Source organism: Pseudomonas sp. PS01297, assembly GCF_029959305.1.
Taxonomy (GTDB): domain Bacteria; phylum Pseudomonadota; class Gammaproteobacteria; order Pseudomonadales; family Pseudomonadaceae; genus Aquipseudomonas; species Aquipseudomonas helleri.
Genome location: NZ_JASCPQ010000028.1, coordinates 42604 through 53627, shown reverse-complemented (window position 1 = coordinate 53627; position 11024 = coordinate 42604). Strand labels below are relative to the sequence as shown.

The following is an 11024-nucleotide window of genomic DNA, read 5'->3' as shown; positions in this document are numbered from 1 at the left end:
GGCTTGCTCGCGATCCAGGCAACGCGGTCCGGCAGGCAGGTCGCGTTGATCCTTTCGCGAGCAAGCCCGCTCCCACAGGATTCTGTCCGGTCTTCAACAGGATTTTTATAACCCCATGCTCATTCCGCCAATCGGGTTTATGATGCCAAACGGCACTATTTCTTGATGTCCCCACCAGGGATGACCTCAACCCTCCCGCGGAGTGTGTAATGCAGACCTTGTTCCCGCAGATCAAACCCTACGCCCGGCACGATCTTGCTGTTGATGGGCCGCATGTCTTGTATGTCGACGAAAGCGGTACGCCCGACGGCCTGCCGGTGGTCTTTGTGCACGGCGGGCCGGGGTCGGGGTGTGACGCCAACAGCCGCTGTTATTTCGATCCGGGCGTGTACCGCATCATTACGTTCGATCAGCGCGGCTGCGGCCGTTCGACTCCGCATGCCAGCCTGGACAACAACACCACGTGGGATCTGGTCGCGGACATGGAGCGGATTCGTCTGTTTCTGGGCATCGACAAGTGGGTGCTGTTTGGCGGCTCCTGGGGCTCGACCCTGTCGCTGGCCTACGCGCAAAGCCATCCGGATCGTGTTCATGGCCTGATCCTGCGCGGTATCTTTTTGGCCCGCCCGCAAGAAATTGAATGGTTCTACCAGGCCGGTGCCAGCCGTCTGTTCCCGGATTACTGGCAGGACTACATCGCGCCGATCCCGCCGGAGGAGCGCGACGACTTGCTCGGTGCCTTCCATAAGCGCCTGACGGGCAATGACCAGATCGCGCAAATGCATGCAGCCAAGGCCTGGTCGACCTGGGAGGGCCGCACCGCGACGCTGCGCCCCAACCCGCAAGTGGTTGAGCGCTTCTGCGACCCGCACCGGGCGCTGTCGATTGCCCGCATCGAATGCCATTACTTCACCAACAGCGCGTTCCTTGAGCCGGATCAACTGATCCGCGACATGCACAAAATCGCCCATTTGCCGGGCGTGATCGTGCATGGCCGCTACGACGTGATTTGCCCGCTGGACAACGCCTGGGAGCTTCACCAGAACTGGCCGGGCAGCGAACTGCAAGTGATCCGCGAAGCCGGCCACGCAGCCTCTGAGCCCGGAATCACCGATGCCTTGGTACGGGCTGCCGAGCAAATGGCTCGCAGCCTGCTCAACTTGCAGCCGGACGAAGCATGAAGGGCCTGCTGCAACGCGTAAAAGGTGCGCGGGTAGAGGTGGGCGGGGAAATTGTCGGTTCGATCGATCAGGGTTTGCTGGTGCTGTTGGCCGTCGAACCCGACGACACCGAGGCCCATGCGGCCAAAATGCTGCACAAGCTGCTCAATTACCGGGTGTTCAGCGATGCCGAGGGCAAAATGAACCTGTCGCTGAAGGATATCGACGGCGGCTTGCTGCTGGTGTCGCAATTTACCCTGGCCGCCGACACCAAAAGCGGCTTGCGCCCCAGCTTCTCCACCGCGGCCCCACCGGCAATGGCCGAGGCGATGTTTGAGCACGTCCTGGCCGAAGCCAAACGCCTGCATCCGACAGTCGAATCAGGCCGTTTTGGCGCCGATATGCAGGTGCATTTGGTCAATGATGGCCCGGTTACATTTTTGTTACAGATCTAAAACCTTGAAAATCTGTGTTTTCGTCAGAAAACATTAAGTTTTAGTTAGAAATACTTGGCGACAATAGATGCGTTGTAACGCGGGCTACTAGATAATCCCCGACTACCATAGAGACTAATCCGACACGTCAGGGGAATCATTCTTCCCTACGACGGTCGGAACAGTGCTCGCCAACCCGGCGATTTAGATCGCTGGCCGTTGGTTTCATCATCTGTTTTCGGCGAGGTTGCTCGTGATTGTTAGTCCATTAAATGCACCAAAAAGGTCTGCCAAGCGGTTACGCAACGCACTGGTGACGGGCTCTGCGCTCTTTTGCTTGCTCGGTGCGGGTCAACTGTGGGCCTTCAGTCTGGATGACGTAGCGGTTCAGGCTAAAGCCCTGGCCGAACAGAAATACCAAGCCCCGCGCAGCAATCTGCCAAACGAATTCCGTGACATGAAATTCGCGGACTATCAAAAGATTCAGTTCAAGCGCGAGAAGTCCCAGTGGGCGGGCGACAAGACCCCGTTCAAGCTGTCCTTCTATCACCAGGGCATGCATTTCGACACGCCGGTGAAAATCAACGAAGTGACCGCCGACAAGGTTGAAGAGATCAAGTACGACCCGAGCCGTTTTGATTTCGGCGACGTCAAATTCGATCCTAAAGCCACCGAGAACCTCGGCTGGGCCGGTTTCCGCGTCTTGTATCCGATCAACAAGGCTGACAAACAAGACGAAATCATGACCATGCTGGGCGCGAGCTACTTCCGCGTGATCGGCAAAGGCCAGACTTACGGCTTGTCGGCTCGTGGCATGGCGATTGATACCGCGTTGCCATCGGGCGAAGAGTTCCCGCGCTTCACCGAGTTCTGGGTTGAACGCCCAAAACCTAACGACAAACACCTGGTGATCTTTGCCTTGCTGGATTCGCCACGGGCGACCGGTGCCTACCGTTTTATCCTGCGCCCTGGCGTAGACACGGTGGTGGACGTGAAGGCACAAATGTACCTGCGTGACAAAGTGGGCAAGCTGGGCATCGCTCCGCTGACCAGCATGTACCTGTTTGGTGCGAACCAGCCGTCCAAAGTCCTCAACTACCGCCACGAGCTGCACGACTCGTCGGGCCTGGCGATCCATGCCGGCAACGGTGAGTGGATCTGGCGTCCGCTGAACAACCCGAAACACCTGTCGGTGAGCAACTTCGCCGTTGAGAACCCGCGCGGCTTTGGTTTGCTGCAACGTGGCCGTGACTTCAGCCAGTTTGAAGACCTCGACGACCGCTACGACAAGCGTCCAAGCGCCTGGATCGAGCCACAAGGTGACTGGGGCAAGGGCTCCGTTGACCTGGTAGAAATCCCGACAGCTGACGAAACCAACGACAACATCGTTGCGTTCTGGAGCCCGGGTACTCTGCCAGAGCCAGGCAAGCCGTTTGACTACGCTTACCGCCTGCACTGGACCCTGGACGAAGCAGCGCTGCACCCGGCTGACAGCGCCTGGGTTAAACAAACCATGCGTTCGACCGGTGACGTCAAGCAATCCAACCTGATCCGTCAGCCTGACGGCAGCGTGGCTTACCTGGTGGACTTCGAAGGCCCGGCGCTGGCCAAACTGCCTGCTGATGCGCCTGTGCGCAGCCAGGTGAGTGTGGGTGACAACGCCGATCTGGTTGAAAACAACCTGCGTTACAACCCGGAAACCAAAGGCTGGCGCTTGACCTTGCGCTTGAAAGTCAAAGACCCGAGCAAGTCCACGGAACTGCGTGCGGCACTGGTCCAGGACGTTGAGCAAGCTCCGGCAACCGTGGCCAAGGCTGAGAAAGTGGCGGCCAAGGTGCACGAGAAGAAAGAGCCAAAAGAAGCAAAAGCCAAGGACGCCAAGGATGCCAAGGGCACCCCGGCGCCTGCCGCCGAAGCTGCCCCTGCCACCCCAGAGCCGGTGAAGACTGAAAAAGTACTGACCGAGACCTGGAGCTATCAGTTGCCAGCCGATGAGTAATGCTCACTCTCAGCCAGTCTCGCTTGGCGAGTACCTGGCCCACCTGCCACTGAACGATGAGCAGCGCGCCGAACTGGCGAGCTGCACCTCGTTCGCTGAGTTGCATGAACGCCTGTCGGCGCGCCCGGACATCGACACCGCCGAGGCCGCCCAGGCTTCGGTGGCTTCGCGTCTGAACCTGAGCACGGCTCAAGCGCTTGAGGACGCAGAAATGCTCGCCCTCGATGCCAGTGGCCGGGTGATGCTTAAGGCCACGCCGCCGATTCGTCGTACCAAGGTGGTCCCGGAGCCATGGCGCACCAATATTCTGGTGCGTGGCTGGCGACGCCTGACCGGGCGCAGCAACCCTGCGTTGCCGCCCAAAGACGAGCGTGTATTGCCCAAGGCCCGCTGGCGTACGGTGGGTTCGATCCGCCGTTACATCCTGCTGGTGCTGATGCTGGGCCAGACCATCGTCGCGGGCTGGTACATGAAAGGCATCATGCCGTACCAGGGCTGGTCATTCGTTGACCTGGACGAGGTGCTGCATCAGCCGTTGCTGCAAACCGCACAACAAGTGCTGCCGTACGCCTTGCAGACCAGCATCCTGATCCTCTTCGGGATTTTGTTTTGCTGGGTGTCTGCAGGCTTCTGGACCGCCCTGATGGGCTTCCTTGAACTGCTGACCGGGCATGACAAGTACCGTATTTCCGGTGCCAGCGCTGGTGATGAGCCTATCCCTGAGCAAGCGCGTACAGCGTTGGTGATGCCGATTTGTAACGAAGACGTCACCCGTGTGTTTGCGGGCTTGCGGGCAACGTTTGAATCGGTGGCTGCCACAGGCGACCTGGATCGCTTTGACTTCTTTGTCCTGAGCGACAGTAACGACCCCGATATTTGTGTCGCAGAACAACAGGCCTGGCTGGATGTGTGCCGCGAGACAGAAGGCTTTGGGCGGATTTTCTATCGCCGTCGTCGCCGTCGTGTGAAGCGCAAAAGCGGCAACCTCGACGACTTTTGCCGTCGTTGGGGCGGCGATTACAAGTACATGGTGGTGCTCGACGCCGACAGCGTCATGAGCGGCGAATGCCTGACCAGCCTGGTGCGCTTGATGGAAGCCACGCCAGACGCAGGCATTATCCAGACCGCGCCACGGGCGTCGGGCATGGACACCTTGTATGCACGCATGCAGCAGTTTGCAACGCGCGTATACGGCCCGCTGTTCACCGCCGGTTTGCACTTCTGGCAGTTGGGTGAATCCCACTACTGGGGCCACAACGCGATCATCCGCATGAAGCCGTTTATCGAGCACTGCGCCCTGGCGCCGTTGCCGGGCAAGGGCGCGTTTGCGGGGGCGATTTTGTCCCACGACTTCGTTGAAGCCGCGCTGATGCGCCGTGCCGGTTGGGGCGTGTGGATCGCTTACGACTTGCCGGGCAGCTATGAAGAACTGCCGCCTAACTTGCTGGACGAACTCAAGCGTGACCGCCGCTGGTGCCACGGTAACTTGATGAACTTCCGCCTGTTCCTGGTCAAAGGCATGCACCCGGTGCACCGTGCGGTGTTCCTGACCGGCGTGATGTCGTACTTATCGGCGCCGTTGTGGTTCTTCTTCTTGCTGCTGTCGACGGCCTTGCTGGCGGTCAACACGCTGATGGAACCGCAGTACTTCATGGAGCCGCGCCAGCTGTATCCGTTGTGGCCACAATGGCACCCGGAAAAGGCGGTCGCGCTGTTCTCGACCACCATCGTGTTGCTGTTCCTGCCTAAACTGCTGAGCATCATCCTGATCTGGGCCAAGGGCGCCAAAGAGTTCGGCGGCAAGTTCAAGGTCACCGTGTCGATGCTGCTCGAAATGCTCTTTTCGATGCTGCTGGCGCCGGTGCGCATGATCTTCCACACCCGTTTCGTCCTGGCTGCCTTCCTGGGCTGGGCTGCGACCTGGAACTCGCCACAACGTGACGACGATTCCACGCCGTGGAGCGAAGCGGTACGCCGTCATGGCCCGCAAACCCTATTGGGTGCTGCGTGGGCCTGCGTGGTGTTGTGGCTGAACCCGAGCTTCCTGTGGTGGCTGGTGCCGATTGTGGGTTCGCTGATGCTGTCGATTCCAGTGTCGGTTCTGTCCAGCCGGGTTAAACCGGGCCTCAAGTCGCGTGACGAGAAGCTGTTCCTGATTCCTGAGGAATACGCGCCGCCGCGTGAGTTGTCGGCCACCGAGGAGTACACCCACGAGAACCGCTACCACGCGCTTCACGATGGCTTTGTACGGGCCGTGGTGGACCCGCAGCAAAACGCCCTGGCGTGCGCCTTGGCAACCTCGCGTCACCGCGAAGCCGAGCCGATCGAATGGCTGCGCGCCGAGCGCGTGCGTCATGCGATCAAGGTCGGCCCGAGCGGTTTGAACAACAACGAGCGTATGGCGTTGTTGAGCGACCCGGTGGCGTTGGCCCGTCTGCACGCGTTGGTGTGGACCGACGGTCACGAGGACTGGCTCAAAGCCTGGCGTGATTCGGTGGCCGCCGATAACCACGCACCGTTGCTGGCGTTGCAGCCAGCGGCGTGATCCACAGCACAAACCCCACGAAAGTGGGGTTTGTGCTTTTGTAGTCGCAGCCTTTAGCTGCGAAGGGTTGCGGAGCAACCCGTTCCCTTGAACACCCACACATCTCATCGCAGCCTTCGGCAGCGACTACGGTATTGGTTTTTACGCCCCGCCTGTCGTGCTTTTAACGCGCAAAACTCGTCTCAAAACCTTCTGTGAGTTAGCATCCGTCCCCGAATGGGTGAGTGCCCGGCTTTGTTGGCTTTATCAAGCAAACCCGCCGCAGGCCAACACCTTTATTGAGTCGGTTGAGGGGAGGTTGATGATGAAGAAGTTTCTGACGAAACTGCTGTGCGGCGCCACTGCATTACTGGCAGTCAGCGCAGCCCATGCAGGCGCCATTGACGACGCGGTCAAGCGCGGCACGCTGAAAGTCGGTATGGACCCAACGTACATGCCGTTTGAAATGACCAACAAACGCGGTCAGATCATTGGTTTTGAAGTTGACCTGCTCAAAGCCATGGCCAAGTCCATGGGCGTCAAGCTGGAACTGGTGTCCACGGCTTACGACGGTATCATCCCGGCCCTCATGACCAACAAGTTCGACATGATCGGCAGCGGCATGACCCTGACCCAAGAACGCAACCTGCGCCTGAACTTCAGCGAACCCTTCATTGTTGTGGGCCAAACCCTGCTGATCCGCAAAGAGCTGGCAGACAAGGTCAAGTCCTACAAAGACCTCAACGATCCACAGTACCGCCTGACCTCCAAAATCGGCACCACGGGTGAAATCGTCGCGCGCAAGCTGATGTCCAAAGCCCAGTACCACGGCTATGACAACGAGCCAGAAGCGGTGCTGGACGTGGTTAACGGCAAGGCAGACGCGTTTATCTACGACGCGCCTTACAACGTTGTAGCGGTCAACAAGTTCGGCAACGGCAAGCTGGAGTTCCTCGACAAGCCGTTCACCTACGAGCCGTTGGCGTTTGGTCTGAAGAAAGGCGACTACGACAGCATCAACTACATCAATAACTTCCTGCACCAGATCCACGAAGACGGCACCTACGATCGCATCCATGACAAGTGGTTCAAAGACACCGCTTGGCTCAAAGACATGGAATAAGCGCGATTCCCTGTAGCCGCTGCCGCAGGCTGCGATAAGGCCCGAAGGGGCTTGAAGATTTCAGGGCTGCTCTGCAGCCCGTCGCAGCCTTCGGCAGCGGCTACAAAAAAGCTGACCGCGTGACCTTGACGGAAAAATTGCAAAGTGATCAAACAAAAGAAAGCCCAGTGGCCGTGGCACGTTTTGACCGTGCTAATCCTCATCGGTCTGGCGGGGGCGCTGTATTACGCCACCTCGCTGATGTCCTACGAGTGGCGCTGGAACCGAGTCCCGCAGTACTTCGCCTATCAGGCCGAAGAAGCTCAACGGGCCGCTGAAACCTCCACCGTGATCGAAGTGATACACAACGGCGGAAAGGCCGAAGTGGTGCTGCGCGGCGACGATGGCGCCGAACAGCGTCTGACCGTTGCTGACAACAGCCTGCAATTGGCTGAGGGCGACGATGTTGCTGAAGGCGATGTGATCGGTGTGAACCGACATTGGGCTGCCGGGCCGCTGCTGCTGGGCCTGTGGACCACTGTCTGGCTGTCGCTGGTGTCTGGCGTGCTTGGGTTGCTGATCGGGCTGGCCACGGGCCTGTGCCGGCTGTCAAACAACCCGACCCTGCGTGACCTGTCGACGTTGTACGTTGAGCTGGTGCGCGGTACGCCGTTGCTGGTGCAGATTTTTATCTTCTACTTCTTTATTGGCACCGTGCTGAACCTGTCCCGCGAATTTGCCGGCATTGCTGCGCTGTCGCTGTTCACAGGCGCGTACGTGGCCGAAATCATCCGCGCGGGCGTCCAGTCCATCGCCCGTGGGCAAAACGAAGCGGCACGCTCGCTGGGCCTCAACGCCAGCCAGTCGATGCGCTACGTGGTCCTGCCGCAAGCGTTCAAACGGGTGCTGCCACCGCTGGCCGGGCAGTTTATCAGCTTGGTCAAAGACACCTCGCTGGTGTCGGTGATTGCGATTACCGAGCTGCTCAAAAGTGGTCGTGAAGTCATCACCACCTCGTTCTCGCCGTTCGAAATCCTGTTCTGCGTGGCGGGCCTGTACTTGTTGATCAACCTGCCGCTGTCGCACTTCGCCAGCCGGCTTGAGCGGAGGCTCGCGCAAAGTGATTGAAGTTCGCGAACTGGTAAAAGTCTTCGACACCCGCGGGCACATCGTACGCGCGGTCGACAACGTCACCACCAAGGTCGACAAGGGCGAAGTGCTGGTGGTGATCGGCCCGTCCGGCTCCGGCAAATCGACCTTTCTGCGCTGCCTCAATGGCCTGGAAGAGTTCGATTCGGGCTCTGTCAGCATTGATGGCGTAGACCTGGCCGACCCGAAAACCGACGTCAACGCCTACCGGCGTGAAGTCGGCATGGTGTTCCAGCATTTCAACCTGTTCCCGCACATGACCGTGCTCGAAAACCTCTGCCTGGCGCAGAAGGTGGTGCGCAAGCGCGGCAAGGCCGAGCGTGAAGCCAAGGCCCGTGCGCTGCTGGAGAAGGTCGGGATCGGGCAGAAGGCCAACGAATTCCCGTCGCGCCTGTCGGGCGGCCAGCAACAGCGTGTGGCCATTGCCCGTGCGCTGGCGATGGAACCCAAGGTCATGTTGTTTGACGAACCCACCTCGGCACTCGACCCGGAGATGGTCGGCGAAGTGCTCGACGTGATGAAGACCTTGGCCCTGGAGGGCATGACCATGGTCTGCGTGACCCACGAAATGGGCTTTGCTCGTGAAGTGGCGAACCGCGTGCTGTTCTTCGATCACGGCAAACTGCTGGAAGACTCCGCCCCGGAAGACTTCTTCAACTCGCCAAAAGACCTGCGCGCTCAAGCGTTCTTGCGCCAAGTCTTGTAACGCCAATCCCCGTAGGAGGGGCCGCCCCGTCTTCGACGCCGCGCTGTCGCGCAGCAAACAGGACAGCGAGTATCTTCAGCATCCCCCAATCGGTTCCCTCTCCTTCGGGAGAGGGCTAGGGTGAGGGGGCTCTTAGATCAAGATCAAAAGATCGCGAGACAAGCTCGCTCCTACCGGTTCAGACCTTAAATCGCCCCACCAATGTCTGCAAATGCGTGCCCAGACGCGCCAGTTCAATACTGGACGCGGCGGTTTCTTCGCTGGCGGCGGCCGTCTGATCCGACACATCACGCACATTCAGCACGCTGCGGTTGATCTCTTCCGCCACGGCACTTTGCTGCTCGGCGGCAGCCGCAATTTGCTGGTTCATGCCCTGAATGGCAGACACGGTACGGGTGATGTTGCCCAGCGACTGGCCCGCAGTGCGGGTCAGTTCGACGCTGCTGTCGGTGAGGGTACGGCTGCTGTCCAGGCGACTTGAGACCTGCTGTGTGCTGCTTTGCAGGCCGGCAATCAGTTCTTCGATTTCCTCGGTTGATTGCTGAGTGCGTTGCGCCAGGCTGCGCACCTCGTCGGCCACCACCGCAAAACCGCGCCCGGCTTCACCGGCCCGTGCCGCCTCAATGGCCGCGTTCAGGGCCAGCAGGTTGGTTTGCTGGGCCACCGACTTGATCACGTCCAGCACGCTGCCAATCTTGTCGCTTTCGCGCTTGAGGTGATCCATGGCCTCGGTGGAGTGCGCAACCTCTACGGCGAGCTTCTCGATCTGGGCGATGGCTTGTGCAACCACCGTGTCGCCTTCATGGGCCTGCTGGTCGGCAGCACCGGCGGCTTCGCTGGCTTCCTCAGCATTGCGCGCCACTTCTTGCACCGTCGCGGCCATTTCGTTCATGGCGGTAGCCACCTGATCGGTTTCGACTTTCTGGCTGTTAACACCGGCGCTGGTTTGCTCGGTGACGGCAGACAGCTCTTCCGCGGCGCTGGCAATCTGGGTGACGCCATCGCGAATCCCGCCAATCAGCTCACGCAGGCCTTCGGTCATGTTCTGGATGGACTTCTGCAATTGCCCCAGCTCATCGCGGCGCTCAGTTTTAGTGTCATGGGACAGGTCACCGGCGGCGATGTACTCAACGGACTTGAGCGTGCGTTGTAGCGGCACCACGATCTGGCGGGTAATGATCCAGGCCGCAATGATCCCGATCACCAACGCCAGCACGGCACAACTGACCAGCAGCGTTCTGGCCTGCTGGCTGTCTCTGTCACGCTTGGCGGTTTGCAGTGCCGAGAGCTTTTGGCTCAGGTCGATCAGGTTATTGCCTTGCAGGTGCATGCGCTCCAGCGCCTGATCGGTATTTTTACCTTGCGCCAGATCATCGAAGGCCCGTTTGTACTCGGCGGCGGCACTGATCTGCTGATCGACCAGCGCCAGGTCTTCAGGCATGGTCAGTTGCTTGCGCGAGGCGACCAGAATGGTGTCCAGCTCGCGCAGGCGCTCATCCACCTGGTGCTGGGCATCGGCCTGCTGGGTGAGTTGATAATCGAGCCGCGCAATGCGCAGGTCTTTGGTCAGCCCGATGATTCTGGAGATACTGGCCAGCTTGTCACCCCGCTCAATCACCGACGCCAGGCCGTTCCAGCCCGCGGTGGCAATCAGCACGGTCAGAACCAGCACCAGGCCGAAACCCAGGCTGAGTTTACGATTGACGCTCATATTGCCGAGTAGTTGGGCTAACCGACGGTACATGGTGCTGCTCCTTTATAGACCTGGATCGAGAGACGCAAAGTTGTCCGTTGCTTCGCGGTGCTCGTGACTTCACAGCGCATCGGCGTCCCGGCAGATAACTGTAGGACGGCTGTCGAATATGTGATCCAGGTCGCAAGAAGTGGCTTATTGCCATTACTGAGAGAACGTGCTCGCGGTCTTTTAAGATCAAAAGATCGCGAGACAAG

At 59.6% G+C, this 11024-nt stretch carries 8 protein-coding genes; 7 read left to right on the top strand and 1 reads right to left on the bottom strand.

Annotated elements, in window-relative coordinates:
• Positions 1-209 precede the first annotated feature (209 nt).
• From pip to QMX84_RS10940, 7 genes are all read left to right on the top strand, one after another.
• Entirely contained in the window at positions 210-1181 is a 972-nt protein-coding gene (gene pip, locus QMX84_RS10970; protein WP_048386416.1) for a prolyl aminopeptidase, read from the top strand.
• Positions 1178-1615 (top strand): D-aminoacyl-tRNA deacylase, encoded by a 438-nt coding sequence (gene dtd, locus QMX84_RS10965; RefSeq protein WP_282363804.1) that lies wholly within the window; start codon positions 1178-1180, stop codon positions 1613-1615. The genes pip and dtd overlap by 4 nt, the downstream gene beginning before the upstream one ends.
• A gap of 232 nt (positions 1616-1847) precedes the next feature.
• A complete protein-coding gene (locus QMX84_RS10960; RefSeq protein ID WP_048366743.1) occupies positions 1848-3593 on the top strand; it encodes a glucan biosynthesis protein G in 1746 nt (581 codons plus the stop codon).
• A complete protein-coding gene (gene mdoH, locus QMX84_RS10955; RefSeq protein ID WP_282363803.1) occupies positions 3586-6138 on the top strand; it encodes a glucans biosynthesis glucosyltransferase MdoH in 2553 nt (850 codons plus the stop codon). Before QMX84_RS10960 ends, mdoH begins: the two co-directional genes overlap by 8 nt.
• A gap of 304 nt (positions 6139-6442) precedes the next feature.
• A complete protein-coding gene (locus QMX84_RS10950) occupies positions 6443-7240 on the top strand; it encodes a transporter substrate-binding domain-containing protein (RefSeq protein ID WP_048366741.1) in 798 nt (265 codons plus the stop codon).
• 144 nt (positions 7241-7384) lie between these two features.
• Positions 7385-8347: an amino acid ABC transporter permease gene (locus QMX84_RS10945; RefSeq protein ID WP_048366740.1), complete on the top strand. Its 963-nt coding sequence runs from the start codon at positions 7385-7387 to the stop codon at positions 8345-8347.
• Positions 8340-9074 carry an amino acid ABC transporter ATP-binding protein gene (locus QMX84_RS10940; protein WP_048366739.1) on the top strand — a complete coding sequence of 245 codons (735 nt, stop codon included), beginning with the start codon at positions 8340-8342 and terminating at the stop codon, positions 9072-9074. Before QMX84_RS10945 ends, QMX84_RS10940 begins: the two co-directional genes overlap by 8 nt.
• 178 nt (positions 9075-9252) lie before the next feature.
• Here QMX84_RS10940 and QMX84_RS10935 read toward each other — a convergent pair whose 3' ends face one another.
• The gene (locus QMX84_RS10935; protein WP_262123371.1) at positions 9253-10818 is read right to left on the bottom strand and encodes a methyl-accepting chemotaxis protein; all 1566 of its coding nucleotides are present in this window, start codon (positions 10816-10818) and stop codon (positions 9253-9255) included.
• Between the last annotated feature and the right edge of the window lie 206 nt (positions 10819-11024).

Excerpts from the sequence above, each read along its gene's own strand:
- pip (WP_048386416.1), top strand. The coding sequence starts at position 210 with ATGCAGACCTTGTTCCCGCAGATCAAACCCTACGCCCGGCACGATCTT.
- dtd (WP_282363804.1), top strand. The coding sequence starts at position 1,178 with ATGAAGGGCCTGCTGCAACGCGTAAAAGGTGCGCGGGTAGAGGTGGGC.
- QMX84_RS10950 (WP_048366741.1), top strand. The coding sequence starts at position 6,443 with ATGAAGAAGTTTCTGACGAAACTGCTGTGCGGCGCCACTGCATTACTG.
- QMX84_RS10935 (WP_262123371.1), bottom strand. The coding sequence starts at position 10,818 with ATGTACCGTCGGTTAGCCCAACTACTCGGCAATATGAGCGTCAATCGT.
- mdoH (WP_282363803.1), top strand. The coding sequence starts at position 3,586 with ATGAGTAATGCTCACTCTCAGCCAGTCTCGCTTGGCGAGTACCTGGCC.